General features: G+C 39.9%; 17 protein-coding genes. 9 read left to right on the top strand and 8 right to left on the bottom strand.

Translation table 11 applies throughout. The features are described 5' to 3' along the window. Positions 1–423: 423 nt before the first annotated feature. The 3 genes from KI363_RS12585 (at position 424) to KI363_RS12575 (ending at position 2,087) form a co-directional block, all read left to right on the top strand. The gene (locus KI363_RS12585) at positions 424–744 is read left to right on the top strand and encodes a YbjQ family protein (RefSeq protein ID WP_158321292.1); all 321 of its coding nucleotides are present in this window, start codon (positions 424–426) and stop codon (positions 742–744) included. Between the two features lie 5 nt (positions 745–749). Further along, positions 750–977, top strand: a complete 228-nt coding sequence (locus KI363_RS12580) for a hypothetical protein (protein ID WP_158321293.1) — start codon at positions 750–752, stop codon at positions 975–977. A 183-nt stretch (positions 978–1,160) separates the two neighbouring features. After that, on the top strand, positions 1,161–2,087 hold the full coding sequence (locus KI363_RS12575; RefSeq protein ID WP_212966501.1) for a lysylphosphatidylglycerol synthase domain-containing protein: 927 nt from the start codon (positions 1,161–1,163) through the stop codon (positions 2,085–2,087). A 204-nt stretch (positions 2,088–2,291) separates the two neighbouring features. On the opposite strand, the gene fni is transcribed toward KI363_RS12575, so the two are convergent. From fni to KI363_RS12545, 6 genes are read right to left on the bottom strand one after another with little or no spacing between them, the layout of a single operon-like run. After that, positions 2,292–3,317 (bottom strand): type 2 isopentenyl-diphosphate Delta-isomerase, encoded by a 1,026-nt coding sequence (fni, locus tag KI363_RS12570; RefSeq protein WP_212966500.1) that lies wholly within the window; start codon positions 3,315–3,317, stop codon positions 2,292–2,294. A 41-nt stretch (positions 3,318–3,358) separates the two neighbouring features. After that, entirely contained in the window at positions 3,359–4,453 is a 1,095-nt protein-coding gene (locus tag KI363_RS12565; RefSeq protein WP_212966499.1) for a phosphomevalonate kinase, read from the bottom strand. Between the two features lie 30 nt (positions 4,454–4,483). After that, a complete protein-coding gene (mvaD, locus tag KI363_RS12560) occupies positions 4,484–5,458 on the bottom strand; it encodes a diphosphomevalonate decarboxylase (RefSeq protein WP_212966498.1) in 975 nt (324 codons plus the stop codon). A 54-nt stretch (positions 5,459–5,512) separates the two neighbouring features. Continuing rightward, a complete protein-coding gene (gene mvk / locus KI363_RS12555) occupies positions 5,513–6,454 on the bottom strand; it encodes a mevalonate kinase (protein ID WP_212966497.1) in 942 nt (313 codons plus the stop codon). A gap of 41 nt (positions 6,455–6,495) precedes the next feature. After that, positions 6,496–7,854 carry a tripartite tricarboxylate transporter permease gene (locus tag KI363_RS12550; protein WP_212966496.1) on the bottom strand — a complete coding sequence of 453 codons (1,359 nt, stop codon included), beginning with the start codon at positions 7,852–7,854 and terminating at the stop codon, positions 6,496–6,498. 3 nt (positions 7,855–7,857) lie between these two features. Then, positions 7,858–8,106, bottom strand: coding sequence for a hypothetical protein (locus tag KI363_RS12545; RefSeq protein WP_158321300.1), 249 nt, complete (start codon positions 8,104–8,106; stop codon positions 7,858–7,860). 336 nt (positions 8,107–8,442) lie between these two features. Between KI363_RS12545 and KI363_RS12540 the strand changes: the two genes are divergently transcribed. From KI363_RS12540 to KI363_RS12525, 4 genes are read left to right on the top strand one after another with little or no spacing between them, the layout of a single operon-like run. Next, positions 8,443–9,165, top strand: a complete 723-nt coding sequence (locus KI363_RS12540; RefSeq protein ID WP_158321301.1) for an ABC transporter ATP-binding protein — start codon at positions 8,443–8,445, stop codon at positions 9,163–9,165. A gap of 30 nt (positions 9,166–9,195) precedes the next feature. After that, a complete protein-coding gene (locus KI363_RS12535; protein WP_158321302.1) occupies positions 9,196–9,936 on the top strand; it encodes an ABC transporter permease in 741 nt (246 codons plus the stop codon). 33 nt (positions 9,937–9,969) lie between these two features. Further along, complete coding sequence (locus tag KI363_RS12530; RefSeq protein WP_158321303.1) at positions 9,970–10,428, top strand: LytTR family DNA-binding domain-containing protein; 459 nt, start codon at positions 9,970–9,972, stop codon at positions 10,426–10,428. Further along, positions 10,425–10,832, top strand: coding sequence for a DUF3021 domain-containing protein (locus KI363_RS12525; protein WP_158321304.1), 408 nt, complete (start codon positions 10,425–10,427; stop codon positions 10,830–10,832). Before KI363_RS12530 ends, KI363_RS12525 begins: the two co-directional genes overlap by 4 nt. A gap of 43 nt (positions 10,833–10,875) precedes the next feature. On the opposite strand, the gene nagZ is transcribed toward KI363_RS12525, so the two are convergent. After that, positions 10,876–12,078 carry a beta-N-acetylhexosaminidase gene (gene nagZ, locus KI363_RS12520; protein ID WP_246516854.1) on the bottom strand — a complete coding sequence of 401 codons (1,203 nt, stop codon included), beginning with the start codon at positions 12,076–12,078 and terminating at the stop codon, positions 10,876–10,878. Between the two features lie 373 nt (positions 12,079–12,451). On the opposite strand from nagZ, the gene KI363_RS12515 reads away from it, so the two are divergent. Further along, on the top strand, positions 12,452–14,017 hold the full coding sequence (locus tag KI363_RS12515) for a Vga family ABC-F type ribosomal protection protein (RefSeq protein WP_212966507.1): 1,566 nt from the start codon (positions 12,452–12,454) through the stop codon (positions 14,015–14,017). Positions 14,018–14,217: 200 nt separating this feature from the next. After that, positions 14,218–15,147, top strand: a complete 930-nt coding sequence (locus KI363_RS12510; protein WP_158321306.1) for an aminoglycoside phosphotransferase family protein — start codon at positions 14,218–14,220, stop codon at positions 15,145–15,147. 148 nt (positions 15,148–15,295) lie between these two features. Here KI363_RS12510 and KI363_RS12505 read toward each other — a convergent pair whose 3' ends face one another. Beyond that, a complete protein-coding gene (locus KI363_RS12505; RefSeq protein ID WP_158321307.1) occupies positions 15,296–15,691 on the bottom strand; it encodes a VOC family protein in 396 nt (131 codons plus the stop codon). Positions 15,692–15,832: the final 141 nt, after the last annotated feature.

Raw genomic sequence — 15,832 nt, 5'->3', positions numbered from 1 at the left:
TTCGCCCTTGTTAGCCTGAATTCAAACCATTGGCGTGTTTGTCAAGAGCGATTGCGGCAGCTTACCACCACATTTAGACCTTAGAGCTACTTTAGGCTTTTGTTTTCATAGAATTTTTGACACTACCAATGTTTACGTTAAACACGCGTTCAATCATAGCACTTTCAAGTTCATCCTTTAGTTTCTTTTTCAAATTCCTATCTTTTTTACTATAAATTAACGAATAAAGTAATAGGGGAAACGGATATGCCGCTCTATTCCTGTGATAATAGACCTGGACAATTAGACACTTTATGGCGTTGTTTAAAGTAAAACCATTTTAAACGAAACCATCTCCCTCTTTTAAACGTAGATGGGATAAGTGCTTAATTATAAGTAATAGAGAGCAAGTTTGACAGATGACAAATGGGAGGAGAGTGGAATATGATTGTTGTCACAACTGAACAAATCGCGAATCACAAAGTAACTGAAGTGAAAGGACCTGTATTTGGATTAACTGTTCGAGCACGTGGGGTTGGAAAGGATATATTTGCTTCTTTGAAAGGCTTAGTTGGCGGAGAAATTAGCGAATACACAGAAATGCTAGAGGATGCTCGAAAACAAGCGCTAGACCGGATGGTTGAAAATGCTAAGGCGATGGGTGCCAATGCGATTATTATGGTGCGCTTTGACTCAGGGGAAATCGGCCAGAACATGAGTGAAATTGTCGCATACGGAACAGCTGTTATCGCAGAAGAGGTATAGAGAAGATGGCCGTGGTGCTTAGCTTCTACGGTTTAAGCATGATTGCTCTTATCGTTTTGGCCATCGGGTCATGGTTTGTTTGGGATCGCCGCTATAAAAAGCAACCAGATCAAACTATACCTGAGGGATATATCCGAACAAAGGAAGTTTTTATCGATCCTACGACTAAGAAAAAAATGGTCGTTTATTTTCACCCCGAAACAGGAGATAGAATTTATAAAGAAGAACCCTGAAGCCGTATTCAGGGTTCTTTAAGTGGTTTTTTCCATTAAATCGTAGTAGGATACACCTCCAGCCTCTATAAACTTTTTAAACTTTGATAATTAACCCAATTCGACAAAATGAATTCTGAAGAGGTTAGAAGCGTGTTATAATAAAGTATATTTTGCAACTAAGAATGTCATGGGGTGCTTTGTTTGAAGGATAAGCTACTACAATTCGTCAAAATTATATTTCCATTGGTGCTATTGATCTTAGCAGGGACGGAACTAGGTGAAATTGTGAGAAGCACAGATTTTCATCTGTTAAGCAATCAAATCAGAAATATGAATGATTATATGATTCTCTTTCTATTTATTGCGGCCATGATAGCCATTTCCCCCATGTTTTTATACGATATAATTCTCTTGAGGGCATTGAACGTTAGACGATCCATCCTAACGACCATGAAACAGTCCTTTATAGTGAATTCCATTTCTAATTTTATTGGCTTTGGAGGAATTGCGGGCTTGATGCTGAGAAGTTTTTATTATTCTCCTTATAAAAGAAATAAGTTAAATTTTTTAAAAAACGTGACCTCTGTCACCTTATTTTCCTTAACAGGAATGTCCGTCTTGGCCTGGGTTGCCTTGGTTGGGTATCGTCATTTCCCTCTATTCTCGGAAACACCTTTTTCTGTTTTCATTGTGTTGGCGATGGGGCTTTACCTTCCCATTATGATTGGCTTTCATCTTTTTCAGCGAAAACAAGGGAAGCCTTCTCTGATAAATAAAACGACCGGAATTCAGCTTGTTCTCTCCTCTATTTTAGAATGGTCCGCGATCATCGTGATCATTTGGTTGATTACTTTTTCCCTTCATATTCCGATTGGCTTTTTTCAATTACTGCCGATCTTTATTGTCGCATCCTGTGCGGGAAATTTAAGTATGATTCCTGGTGGGATCGGTTCCTTTGATGTGGTCTTTCTATGGGGAATGGAAAGCTATGGGATTCTAGATGAAAATGTTCTTGTGTTACTGATTTTCTATCGTCTTAGTTATTTGGTTATTCCGTTTTTAATATCTGCTATTTTGTTTATGATAGATTATTCAAACAGAAGGAGGTATTCAGGAAATATAGTTTAAAATGGATGTCTGGCTTCATTATATTCTACTTTATAGAAAAAAGGGCCCCTAGATGACCCCTTTTTCATTAGACCTGCAGGACGTTTGTCACAAAGCGTGGCGATTGTTGTCACGAATTCAGGCCAATAGGACGTTGGTCAAGACGGCGAAGGCATGCGAAAGCGGCGCCTTTAGCCGTTTATCCTTTGTTCATTCATTTGATCCTTATATCTGCACTCTATCTGTCTGTTTTAACTCTTCTAAAGATGAACAACCGATTCCGAACATGGCCATCTTTAATTCCAATTCTCGCGTTTCCATTACACGCATAACGTCTTCCGTCGATTGCGTTGCTTCTTTTAGAATGGACCGTCCAAATCCAACCATATCTGCGCCAATGGCAATGGCTTTGGCTGCGTCTAAGCCTGTCCTCATCCCACCACTAGCCACAATCGGTTGTTTCTCAATCTGCTTGGCTACGGACATTACGCACTCAGCCGTTGGGATCCCCCATTCACTAAAGGCCTCTGCCGCCTCAGCTTTCACTTTATCTTTCGCCCGGAATTTCTCGACCTGACTCCAAGAAGTACCGCCAGCTCCGGCTACATCAATAAAGGCGATTCCCACATCAGTCAGCTTTTTGGCTATCGTTCCATCAATCCCCCAGCCTACTTCCTTAACGCCAACAGGAACATCTAGCTTCTCACAAAGCTCTTCTATTTTCCCTAGCAAGCTTTTGAAATTTGTATTTCCTTCTTGCTGGATAACTTCCTGAATACTATTTAAATGCAGAACAAGCATATTCGCATCCGTAATCTCAATAATTTGCTTACATTCTTCTATCCCAAATCCGTAATTCAATTGCACGGCCCCAAGGTTCGTAATAATCGGGACATAGGGTGCATATTTTCTCACTTGAAAAGAAGAACGGTGCTCCTTACTTTCGATTAAAGCACGTGTGGAACCAAGAGCTAATGTCCACCCTCGTTGTTCAGCGGCTTCCGCTAAATGACGATTAATCGATTCTGCTAAAGCCGCTCCCCCTGTCATCGAGCTAATCAAGAAGGGAGTTTTTAATGCATGATCTAAAAAATCCGTTTTTAAATTGATTTCTGCAAAGTCTATTTCCGGTAAAGCATTATGGATAAAGGAAATTTTTTCAAAACCAGTTGATATATGATCGCCTGTTACTTTTTCATTTAGTGTAATCTCAATATGTTCCGATTTTCTTTTATGAATCGAATCAGACATGATGACACCTTCTTTCTATTCAGTATAAAAACTTACATATCCTATTTAACATGAGCCCCAAGAGTGGAGACCTGCAGGGGTAACGGAAGGATCTGCTGCTTCTCCCATTTCTCACGCAATTCCTTGGCCGCTTGCTCGCCTTTTACAAACGCAATACCACAATCCCCGCCACCAGCGCCAGAAGATTTGCCACTCCCATACTCATCAGCTACTTTAATCAAGGTTTTTATTTCCTTTGTTTCAATCCCAGCCTTCGCCTCTTGATCTAAGAGTAATAACGCTTGGCGATTTTTTCTTAATGATTGTATAGCCATTTGGCAATTATTCGCTGCAAATCCCGTCAATATACTTTGAACCGCCTCTTGACTTTGCTGTAAAAAAGATTGGTAATAAACTGGATCTTTATCTTTTAATTGGTGCACCTTGCGAACCATTGGGCCCGTTGCTGCTGCCTGGCCTGTCCAACCTACACAGAGCTGCAAGGATGGTGGAGGAGTGACTTCTTGAATGGTAAGCCCTGGCCAAACTGCTTCGATTAAAGCAGTAATCGATACCCCTGTTTTAATCTGTTTCAGCAACCAATCAGGATCAAAGGTAGAATAGGACAGCCAATTCCCAAAGGTTGCAGCGGCAATATCCGCACATGATCCATTTCCCTGCGTTTGATAATGAGCCATTGCTGCCAGTTTGAAAATAACGCGTTTAGAGGAAGCATTTAATTCAAACCCGTGTAGCGCCCATAAAGAAGTGACCACAGCCACGACGACTGCCGCACTAGAGCCAAGTCCATACTTCCTTCCTGATGGATCATCTAATTCGCTTGTGATGGTTAATGTAAATGGGAGAGATGTTCTATTCTGTTCGTGAAGATATCGATCCCAAATCAAAATAGCCGCTCGGATAAAGGCAAACTTTGGATTCGATTCCCAAAGGTACTTATGTTCCTCTTCTTCCCAAGCCATTTTTTCGATTCCCCATTGCGGAAGATAAATTTCGTTTTGATCACTTTTCTGTATAGTGGCTGTTATGTAACGATCCACTGCAATGACAATGGCCGGTTGTCCTGGTTCTGTTACGGCATATTCGCCAGCGACAAAAAGTTTCCCGGGTACTCTCACTTCGATTGCATCAGACACTTTCTCCCCCCTTTCATCGTACACCTACTTTTAAAGATAACTTACCCCATTTCCGGGATGACAAATAAACACATCTTGCACAGTTGGGAGAGATTTTAAGACCTGGCACACCTTTTCTTCATTATGAGGTTCACATAATACTTTTACATTTGGACCAGCATCAATCGTAAAATAGGCTTGAATGCCTTGCATTCGCAACTCCTGGACCTGCTCCATCACATCAAAGGTGGCACTTTGCCAATACATGAATGGAGGATTTGCCCCTAAAGTTGTCGCATGCATTTTCATTGCATTGCTCTCCAAAACCATTCCTAACCTTTCAAAGTCTCGTTGAAAAATAGCTTCTTTGGCTAGTTGCATATCTTTTTCAACCGCTTCAAGCCAACCTGTATAAAAAGGGGACGTTTCGACCGTTCTCTTCATCCCTTCACGACTTAATACTTTCTTTCGCTTTGATTCAACCAAGACGGACAAAATAGAAAGATCCCATTCATTTTGCTCCAGAATGGGAACGGCATGGGAATCAAGCCCGTCCTTTCTTTCACCTTTTTTCCATTCCACAAATCCACCATAGATCGAACGACATGCTGATCCAGATCCTTGGCGGGCTAATACAGACAGTTGAGGCTCACTTAACTCAAGGCCGACTGCCTTTGTAGCGGCTGCCGCTAAAGCCGCAAAGCCGGAAGCAGAAGATGCAAATCCTGCTGCTGTCGGCACATGGTTTATAGAATCCACTGTCGCAGCCCATTGTCCTCCCGTTTGCTTCCGGATGATATCTAAAAAACGGCTAATTTTACGTGTTTCTTCTGCTCCTTCTTGTTGGCCATTGAGAAGAAAAACATCTTCTTTTCGATCTGTATGAATGTGTACGGTTGTGGTCGTAGAAAATTGATCTAATGTGATGGATAAATTGCTATTCATTGGAAGGAAAAGCTGTTCATCTCTTTTTCCCCAATATTTAATTAAAGCAATATTTGTATTTGCTTTAGCTGTGGCCCTCATCCTAACACTCCTATTTATCCTGTATTAACGGGCAATAAGACCCCACCTAAAAACTTAATCAATAATATAAGACCAAGTTTGTGCTGCCCCGTTCTGTAATAATCCTTCCGCTAAATTTTTAGCATGTTCAAGACTCGAAGCGAGTGCAATCATACAACCGCCCTTTCCTCCGCCAGTCAATTTAGCTCCAAGGGCACCCCATTCTTTTGCGACTTGCACTAAATGGTCTAATTCTGTATCACTTACTCCTAATTTCTTTAATTCACTATGAGCAGCATCCATCATTTTCCCTACAAAAAGTGAATTTCCCTCCGCTAAAGCTGCTTTTGTCCGCAACGTATAATCACCTAATAGATCGATTGAATGTTTAACTTTATTTGGAGAAATGAGGCTATTTTTACGAATGGATTCAACGGCTTCCAAAGTCCCACCGATACGCCCTGTATCCGCTACGACAAGATGTAGGGGTAACTTGATGTCAACAGGGTGTATCGCTCCATCTTTTTCAAACCATAATGGTTGATCACTTGATGCCGCAACCATGTCAATGCCACTCGGATTACCGTGGGCAAAGGTTTCAGAAATATGGACTAACTCTAACAGCTTTGTTTTCGAGAGTTTTTGTTCAAAGTATTGATATAAGCTTTTCACAACAGCGATGGCACTTGATGCACTCGATCCTAATCCCCGACCGATCGGGACGGAGGAGTCAATCTGAATGTGCAAGCCCTCTGCAGGCTGTTTTAAATTTTTCAAAGTCTCGGTAATGCATGCAGTGATTCCTTTTAAATCCCTTGGTGCTTCTTCTAGCTTCCCTACAAAATAACGACAAGACAGAAAAAGATCGCCGGATATTTCCTTCACGCTTGAAACGACTTCAAGCGATGGGAACGGAAGGGCAATGGCGGGTTTTCCATATACTACGGCGTGCTCACCGATTAAAATAATTTTACTATGAGCACGGCCGATCGCTGTCTTCTGTTGTATTGTCATCATCTGTTCCCTCTCCTTATCGTTGACTGGGATGTACTCACAGCCTAGAAACCGGCGATTTTAGATATTAGCCATGGCGCGGCATATAAAACCATAAATTGTACCCCATAGTGAATACCTAAACGGTGAAGGAAGCCTGAAACAAGGCCAATTAAGAAGACTCCACCAATATTAAGCCAGCCACCGTCCATATAGGACAATAATAACACAAGCCCAAAAAACAATCCTAAAATCGCTTCATGTGGCACCCATTTAAACACAAACGCACAGATTTCCTGAGAATATTTCACTACAACAAAGTAGGTCATCCCCAAAGCTACAACGGCGCCAATAATCGTTGCCCAAATAAAATCCGCTGTGCTTAATATGTGATGTAAATTATGATCTAAATTAAAAACCGGCGGTGCATTAAACAAGGCATTCCCAGGTCCGATTGCGACAGGTGATAAAGGAATCCCTAACGCAATTAACGGAATCAAAGTACCAGCAATATAGGTGGCGTTTGTGAGAGCGTCCATAGAAGATATTGCGCGTGACGCTTTTTTGACCGGGTCTTTGATCCGACTGGAAAATAGTTCACCAAGCAAACTTGTCATCCCTACTGGACTCATAATGAACGTGATCGAGCCAATAAAAGAAGCCAATGCGCTTGTCCCAATTTCTGACTTCGTCAAAATCTTAAATGGATTGGGAAACTCTTTTGTCTTTTTTCTTTTACGGAGCACAATCGATTTAAGACCAAAACGTTCTAAGCGATCCCTTTTGTCATTATTAAGTAGTTCAAAAAGGGTTAAAATAACAGGCCCAATCGTAATGCCTAGAAAGAAGGAGACAAATACATTCGTATCTTCCGGAACTGTTCCAAGCCCCCAATATAAATGTCGTAAAGACTGAATAAGAATTGCAAATGGAATAATCGATACCAATGCAATCCATCTGTTCTTACTCATAAGCGCAAGAATGACGGCTCCGATGAAGAAAAGTGGATCTGCATATTCTTTAATTACATCAGATAATGGAATTAAAGCGTTAGCGAGGAGGAGACTTACAGGCACAGCCACAAATGTTCCAATCACTGAACCTGAGGCCATCTTGCGAATACTAACATCTGGCTTTCCATACTTCTTTAACGTAACGGCATGTTCGACCATGGGGGCGGCCATAACTCCGCCGGGTACACCCGCCACCGCAACGGGAACAGAGTCTGTTAATTTATTAGCCACAATCGCAGACATGAAAAAGGTCAAAACGACAATTGGTTGGATTCCCATTAATACGAGCGCAAGTATAACAGGAGCAATTGTCGCTGTTTCATCCGTCCCCGGAGCAATCCCAATTATTGTATATATAATCGCTGCTAAAACAGCCGCCATAATCATTTGTAATATTAAATTGACATCCATATTTTAATCCTCATCCTCAATCATTTCAAACGTTCTCTTTGGTTTCACAATCATACTGCTAATGATAAAACCGACTATAGCACCGGCAAGGCCGAAAAACAACGGTTTTGGGGGTTCCGCAGGAGCCAAGAAATAAGCACTTAAAGTCGTCACACTACAAATCGCTAGTGAAAGAATCAGTTCTTTCAAATTCACTAGATCTTCCCAAACTTCAATATTCTTTTTTTCATTCGGGTCATTCTCTTTTCGCAATTCTAATCCTCTCCCTAAAAGCTATAACCTGCTGTACAAACAGTCCAATTCTTATTCTATTATAATGTAATTGAGAAACGTTATCAAATAAGGGATGGCGGGACTGCTGTTTTACCCTTCGCTGTTTGACAACTAAATAGGCTGAGGGACAAACGTCTATACCGAACTTTTTCATTATGCTTATAGGATGCTCCTTTTTGCAAAGAGTCATGCAGGACACGATCCCTTTCTTGCATGTGACCGATCTTAAAAGACATCTTACCTTTATTCAAAAGACGGAAATAAAGATTATATATATGATGTAAATAACAAATAGCAATGACATGGAGGTCAAGGATGATGATCAAGGTTCAAAACTTGCACAAATCATATAAAGGGAAGTCTGTACTACGAGGGCTTCATTTTCAAGCCAATCAAAGAGAAATTATTGGAGTCATCGGAAAAAACGGGGCGGGAAAGTCGACATTTCTTGAAATTATCATGACACTCAAAAGTTATGACAAAGGCGAAGTAGCCGTATTTGACCAAGACTTACAAAAACTTTCGGAACAACAGCAACAGGCTATAAGGGCCAATATCTCAGCCGTCTTACAACCAACCCAATTTTATAAAAATCTTAAGGTAGAAGAGTTACTTCGTCTTTTCAAAGCGTATTATCGATCCGATATTGACATCAAACAAATTATGAAAGATTTCAAGCTAGAATCCCATAAGAAAACGTATTTCGAAAAATTATCGGGTGGTTGGAAACAAAAGGTTAGTTTAGCTATCGCCTTTTTGTCTAAGCCAAAATTGATTATTTTGGATGAACCAACAACAGGCCTGGATCCACATATGCGGAATACCCTTTGGGCCTATATTACCGAATATAATCGGAAAACAGGTGCAACGGTCATTCTTACCACCCATTATATGGATGAAGTGGAGACGTACTGTGATAAAGTCTTGCTGATCAATGATGGGAAAGCGGAGATTTTTACTACTCCTGAGAATATTCTAGCACTTGGCTACTCATCGATTAACGATTTTTATTTACAAAATGTTTATGAAACCGTGTAATCTCAAAATATAAAATCGGAGGGAACGTTCATGTTACTCACACAATTACGTTATGACTTAATGATGTTTTCAAGAGAAATTTTTTACTTAGTCTTCTCCCTTATAATTCCACCTGTTACGTATGTCTTTATGGGGCAATTATTTGGAGAAAATTCGTATGCTGGCGGTTTAAGCTATGCTGAAACATATACACCTTCTTTTATTTTACTTATTACATTTTCGGTCATTTTCCTGGCCTTTGGATTTGAACAAGTGCTGAACCGCTCAAGCGGGGTCGAAAAAAGGGTACTACTTTCACCTGTTCCCAAGAAAGTATTATTGGTTTCTAGCATTTTAAAATCAACGATCATTACTAGTTTTGGTTATTTTATGATTCAGTTACTTGGAATTTTGATCTATGATGTCCCCTTTCATTTTCTTGGATTTCTCGTTTCATACATCTTTTTCATTCTATTAAATGCCATCTTACTCATAATCGCATCTGCTGTCTATTCCTTATTCCAAGATATGAAAAATGCCTTAATTTTTTCAATTGTGCTCTTTCAAGTTGTCATGTTTACTGGAGATTTCGCTTTACCAATTCAGATGATGCCTAAGTTTATTCAAATCATCGCTCATCTAAATCCCCTATATCACATGAATCATTTATTTATTGATATTTGGAATAACCAAGTTCATTTTCATACAGATACCTTTTTATCGATTGGCTATATTCTTATTCTTGTCATTATTTCTTACTTTATCATTCAAATAAAGAAAAAACCCGTATAATAGGGAGAAGAAAAATGGTGGAGGACGATTTAGATGAAGATATCCCTAGACATCGATCAAGATCATGAACAAACAAAGGTGACCATTCATTGCAAAGAACTCGATGATTCCGTCCAAGAAATCTTAGATTTTTTAAAAGGGAAGGAAACAGAATTCATTATTGGGAAAGATGGCGAGATGCAACATATTTTAAAGCCTCAAGACATTCATTATTTCCATACAGAGGCGGAAACCGTTGTCGCCGTGACATCAGCGGGATCCTTTAAATTGAAAGAAAAGTTATATGAGTTGGAAGAAATGCTTCCATCTACAAAATTTGTACGTTTGTCCAAATCAGTGATCGCCAATTTGCATGAATTGAATCGATTCGAACCCTCTTTCAATGGAACACTCTGTGTCCATTTCAAATCTGGTGCCAAAGAGTACGTGACAAGGCACTATGTTAAAAACATTAAAGAATCATTGAAAATGAATAGGAGGAAAAACAGATGAAGAAATTTTTATTCCAAAGCATCATTGGGATTTTATTCGGCGCCTTCATAGCTGTCCTAATCACCAATATCATTTATTTTAAAGGATCAGATCTGTTAGATGGTCAACTTTTTCTTAAAAATTCCCTTGCCTGTCTTTTCTGTGGATGGTTTTTCTCTGTCACCCCTCTTCTCTTTGAGATTAAAACACTAAAATTACCACAGCAAACCGGCTTACATTTCGTCTCAGTTGCGATTCTATACTTTATTTTATCCTTTAGTATTGGCTGGATCCCTTTTACTTTAAAAAGCGTTCTATTGTTTGCCGGACTATTCCTTCTCATTTATACTGGCATATGGATTGGATTTTATCTCTATTTCCGGAATGAAGCGAAAAAGCTAAACGATGATCTATTAAAAATCTGACAACAAAGCGAAGCTGGGGACTCACTCACCCCAGCTTCACTCATTATTTATACTTTTCCATGATTTCCTCTATTGATTGATTCAGAGCCTTTACATTCACTTCTTGAACAGGGTGATCTTGAATCCCATATCTCTTTTTTAGTTCCAAAATCCGGAGCACACTTTCATCGATTCTCTTTTCACTCAATTCTCCTGCTTCCACCGCGTGAACGAGTGCATCAATCGCGGCTGTGGCATTATCATATTCGTGAGCAATTAAAATGATATCACTTCCTGCCTTGACAGATTGGACGGCTGCTTCCCCGATATCATAATGATTGGTAATGGCCTTCATCGTCATGTCATCGGTCACCACAACACCATTAAAACCCAACTGTTTCCTTAACATGTCAGTGATCACCGTTTCGGACATAGATGATGGATAGGTTGGATCTATCTCCGGTAGTAAAATATGGGCGACCATGACCATATCGGCTCCCTTATCAATCGCCTCTTGGAACGGAATCAGTTCAAGCTGCTCCAATTCTTCGGTGGATTTGCCAATCACAGGTAAATCTAAATGAGAATCCACGATTGTATCCCCATGTCCGGGAAAATGCTTGATCACAGACATGATTTGTTGTGACTGGATTCCTTTCATCGTTTCGATCCCCAAGCGGCTGACAAGCTGAGGGTCGGGACCAAACGAACGATCATTAATCACAGGATTATCTGGATTACTATTTACATCCAGTACAGGGGCGAAGTCCAGGTTAAATCCGAATGCTTTAACCTGCTTCCCAAGTATCTGCCCCACTTCAAAGGAAAAGGCTGGGTTATTTATAATCCCAATCTCTTCATTCGTCGGCAATTTCAAAACTTCTTCCGGAAATCTAGATATCCGTCCTCCTTCTTGATCCACCCCTAGGAAAAGTGGAATGGAATTTGTTGCATTTTTCTTCTTTATGTCATTTAATAAGGTCGTCAATTGTTCCGTGTTTTGCAGATTAGCTGCGAAAAAGATGAAGCCGCCAACTTGATGATGCTGAATCAGCTTTTTTGTCCCCTCGTCCATCTCTGTCCCATCAGGACCCGCAAAAATCATTTGGCCAATTTTTTCACGTATATCCATGGCGTTCAGTTGATCTGTCAAATCCTTTTGTGACCTTACACCAGGAGTAGATTGTCCCTGCCAAGTTCGCCAGAAAAAATAAGCCGTCATTCCAAGCACAATAATGACCAAACAAATAAGCACTTTTTTAATCATATGAACCATCCTCATTAAGAACTTTCTTTAGACTATCCTATTCTTTAATTTCCAACAATACCCCTTTGTAAATTAAATATTGACTTTTCAATCTCTAACTGCTACAGTGACAGTAACTAAAAACGGAAGGGTGACCCAATTAGATGAAGAACTAATCCTATTTTTTGAAAACAATCGAGCGAAACGTGATAAAGAACAGATGTTTATCTGTCCTCTTTCACATGTCTTCGAACGGGCTTTTCAGAATAGGATTGGTTTTACTTATTGGGCAAAAGGGGATTCGTGTCTCTTTTTGTGTTGCCCGTATGCCTCCTATTCTGACTATAATAGGGGGCTTTTTTGTCTCCTAATCTCAAAATGTGGAGATGATTTGATCGTGTTATTAGAAGCAATCGAGCTAAAGTATTATGTGAAGGATCGTCTATTATTAGAAATTGAACATTTGCAAATTCAGGAAAAACACCGAATTGGCTTGGTCGGGAAAAATGGAAGTGGAAAAACAACCTTATTAGAGCTGTTAGCGCAAGTGAGGCAGCCAGAATCCGGGAAAATTCACTGTTATGGCTATTGTGAACTCCTTCCTCAATTAAAAAAGACGAATACAACCAAGAGTGGCGGTGAAGTGACACAGGATTATATCAATCAAGCGTTGGCCAAGAAGCCTGACCTTTTGTTTGCTGATGAACCGACTACAAATTTAGATACGGATCATATCGAAAAACTTGAAAGGCAATTACAGAGATGGTCAGGGGCCTTCATTCTTGTGTCGCATGATCGCGAATTCCTTGATGCTCTTTGTACGACCATTTGGGAATTAGAAGAAGGGCAAATCAAAGAGTACACAGGAAATTATTCTGATTATGTCACACAAAAAGAATTAGAACGAAGGCAACAGGAAAGCGCTTATGAGCAATATGAGCGAAAGAAGCAACAATTAGAGGAAGCACTTGTATTAAAAGAACAGAAAGCAGCTCGTGCCACAAAAGCCCCGAAGAACTTAAGTGCTTCCGAAGCTAGGATTAAAGGGGCAAAGCCGTATTTCGCCAATAAGCAAAAAAAGCTCCGCCAAGCAGCTAAGGCAATTGAAACCCGTCTAGAAAAGTTAGAAAAGGTTGAAAAGGCGAAGGAAACACCGGCAATCAAAATGAATTTACCAAATGAAGAAACGTTCAAAGGTCGGATCATTCTAAGAGTAGAGGATGTCATAGGGAAAGTCGGTGAGCGAACTCTTTGGAAAAAAGCCAGTTTTCATGTTAAGGGCGGAGATAAGCTAGCGATAATCGGGCCAAACGGCAGTGGAAAAACGACACTCGTTAAAAAAATGATCCGGCAAGAGGAAGGCATCCGCTTCTCCCCTTCTGTTAAAGTCGGCTATTTCAGCCAAAACTTGGACGTACTAGATGTCAATCAATCGATTTTAGAAAATGTTCGCTCGACATCCAAGCAAGAGGAAAGCCTTATTCGAACCGTGCTTGCAAGATTGCACTTTTTTCGTGAGGATGTGTATAAAAAAGTGTCCGTCTTAAGTGGTGGAGAGCGTGTGAAAGTCGCCTTCGCCAAAATATTTGTGAGTGATATTAACACAATTTTCATGGATGAACCGACAAACTTCCTTGATATTCAGGCCGTGGAGGCATTAGAATCTTTGCTTCAGGAATACGCGGGCACAGTCGTCTTCGTTTCCCATGATCGTCGTTTTATTGAATCGATAGCCAATCGAATTTTAGCGATCGAAAAGCAGGAATTACAAGTTTTTGATGGAAGTTATAAGGAATATGAACAAGCTAGTGTAAAAACGGAGCGAGATGCATTAGAAGATAAGCGACTTTTACTCGAAACGAAAATAACCGATGTCCTGAGTCGACTGAGTATTGAACCTTCGTCAGAATTAGAAGAGGAATTCCAACAATTATTGCAACAAAAACGCAATTTGGAATAGGAATTGTAGGAAAGTAACCGTGAACAATATCCGTGGTATGTATCTGATCACGGGTATTGTTTGCATGATATTACTAAAAGGGAGGTTTGCCTTCTTTCTATAGATATCTTATTTATCCGTTCTTAATAAAGAACTAGTTATCATTCTAAATGAAAACCCTATAAATGGCAACAAAAACTTAATATGGAAGGAGCCTTAAAATGCAGTCTTTCAAATTACATATGGATGTTTATGAGGCAACCAGCAAACTAAATGATCTTTTTAAAGAACCAGTTTCCAATGTGGCGGCCATTGAGATGGGAGAGCTTAGTCGAGTATTTAGCTTCAGCCATCTACAAAAAGAATATGTGATTCATTTTAAAAATGATCGAGAATCGTTCGATAAAGCAAAATATATATATGAAAAATACTCTTCCCCCTCCCTTCCTATTCCGAAAGTGGTCAAAATTGGAAGTCTGCCAGATATGTATTATGCCATCAGCGAAAAGGCAGCGGGTAAACCAACAAGTGATTGGGATGAAGAAAATAAAGTAGAGGCGATTTTAAATCAATTGGCCATTCATTTTACATATATGAGTCAAATTCCAATTGATCCGGCTGTTGGTTTTGGAACAATCACAGCAAACCAAGAAACTGGTCAAAGGAATTGGCAGGAAACCTTGGTTCATTTTTTTGATCCAGCCCAAGAAGGTTTCCATCACAATTGGACGCGATTGTATGCTGATAGCTTTTTAGAGGAAACTTTATTTACGGAAGGCTTTGACAAAATGATGGCCCTAGCTGACTATTCTCCTTCTGAGCCCCATCTTGTTCATGGCGACTTTCATCTAGGCAATATGCTCTCTGATGGACAGAGAGTGACAGGCATAGTCGATTGGGAAATGGCAATGTATGGTGATTTTATGTTTGATCTTGCTGGTTTGCATTTCTGGGCGCCACAGCTAGAATTTCCGCAGCGAGTAAGAAAATCGTGGATCGAAGGCGGAAAAGACATTCCTTATTTTGAAGAGCGGTTACACTGCTATTTGCTCTTTAAAGGGATTGATGGCCTTCGCTTCTATGCGAAGAAAAACGACAAGGATGCCTATGATTATATGCGGGGGAGAGTGATTGATTTACTTAAAGAGTAACATTTAAAAGAGCGCCCTTTTGTTTAGACGATAATCAATGACACCTAGGGGGAACAACAAGGTAGTCACCCTAGGCATCATTTTATTTACTCACCATGATTCTTTGATCTCGTTTTAAATTGTACCGCGCATTTCTTTCGCTTAACTATTACTTCGAATAATTTAGTTCCCAACTGATTCCAAATTGATCCTTCACAATGGCGTGTTTTGCTCCCCAGAAAGTATCTTGAAGCTCCATTTGGACATGTCCTTTTTTAGCCAACTCTTGATAGATCCTTGTGATTTCTTCTTCACTATCTAGATCGGGCCCAAGCAAAATCGCATTCCCATTCACTATTTTATCATCAAAGACATCAGCAAAATATAGCACACATGCTTCATTGATATGGAGCTCTGCATGAATATATTTCCCTTCATGACCTTTGAACATTTCCATCCCGTCACCTAATTGTGTATTTTTGATTTCACCGCCAAATACTTGCTGATAAAATTCAATCGCTTCTTTACAGTTCTTAATCCTTAAATGGGGTACAATTTGCTTCACGAAAACCCTCCTCCTATCTTTGTGAAGATAGAATACCCCTTTAGCACTTTCATGTCAAAAAAACCTTAAATAAAATTGGAAATGAGCTAAAAAATTAAGATTGAACCTATTGGCTTATTTAAGGCTACAATTCAATTAATT

Origin of the sequence: Lederbergia ruris, assembly GCF_018332955.1 — a bacterium.
GTDB classification, from domain to species: domain Bacteria; phylum Bacillota; class Bacilli; order Bacillales; family Bacillaceae_C; genus Lederbergia; species Lederbergia ruris.
Note: the sequence above shows the minus strand (reverse complement) of the source record. Positions and strands in the feature narration are given on the sequence as shown.

Coding starts and splice junctions, on each gene's coding strand:
- KI363_RS12585 (WP_158321292.1), top strand. CDS start 424: ATGATTGTTGTCACAACTGAACAAATCGCGAATCACAAAGTAACTGAA.
- KI363_RS12580 (WP_158321293.1), top strand. CDS start 750: ATGGCCGTGGTGCTTAGCTTCTACGGTTTAAGCATGATTGCTCTTATC.
- fni (WP_212966500.1), bottom strand. CDS start 3,317: ATGTCTGATTCGATTCATAAAAGAAAATCGGAACATATTGAGATTACA.
- mvaD (WP_212966498.1), bottom strand. CDS start 5,458: ATGAGGGCCACAGCTAAAGCAAATACAAATATTGCTTTAATTAAATAT.
- mvk (WP_212966497.1), bottom strand. CDS start 6,454: ATGATGACAATACAACAGAAGACAGCGATCGGCCGTGCTCATAGTAAA.
- KI363_RS12550 (WP_212966496.1), bottom strand. CDS start 7,854: ATGGATGTCAATTTAATATTACAAATGATTATGGCGGCTGTTTTAGCA.
- KI363_RS12540 (WP_158321301.1), top strand. CDS start 8,443: ATGATGATCAAGGTTCAAAACTTGCACAAATCATATAAAGGGAAGTCT.
- KI363_RS12535 (WP_158321302.1), top strand. CDS start 9,196: ATGTTACTCACACAATTACGTTATGACTTAATGATGTTTTCAAGAGAA.
- KI363_RS12530 (WP_158321303.1), top strand. CDS start 9,970: ATGAAGATATCCCTAGACATCGATCAAGATCATGAACAAACAAAGGTG.
- KI363_RS12525 (WP_158321304.1), top strand. CDS start 10,425: ATGAAGAAATTTTTATTCCAAAGCATCATTGGGATTTTATTCGGCGCC.
- nagZ (WP_246516854.1), bottom strand. CDS start 12,078: ATGATTAAAAAAGTGCTTATTTGTTTGGTCATTATTGTGCTTGGAATG.
- KI363_RS12510 (WP_158321306.1), top strand. CDS start 14,218: ATGCAGTCTTTCAAATTACATATGGATGTTTATGAGGCAACCAGCAAA.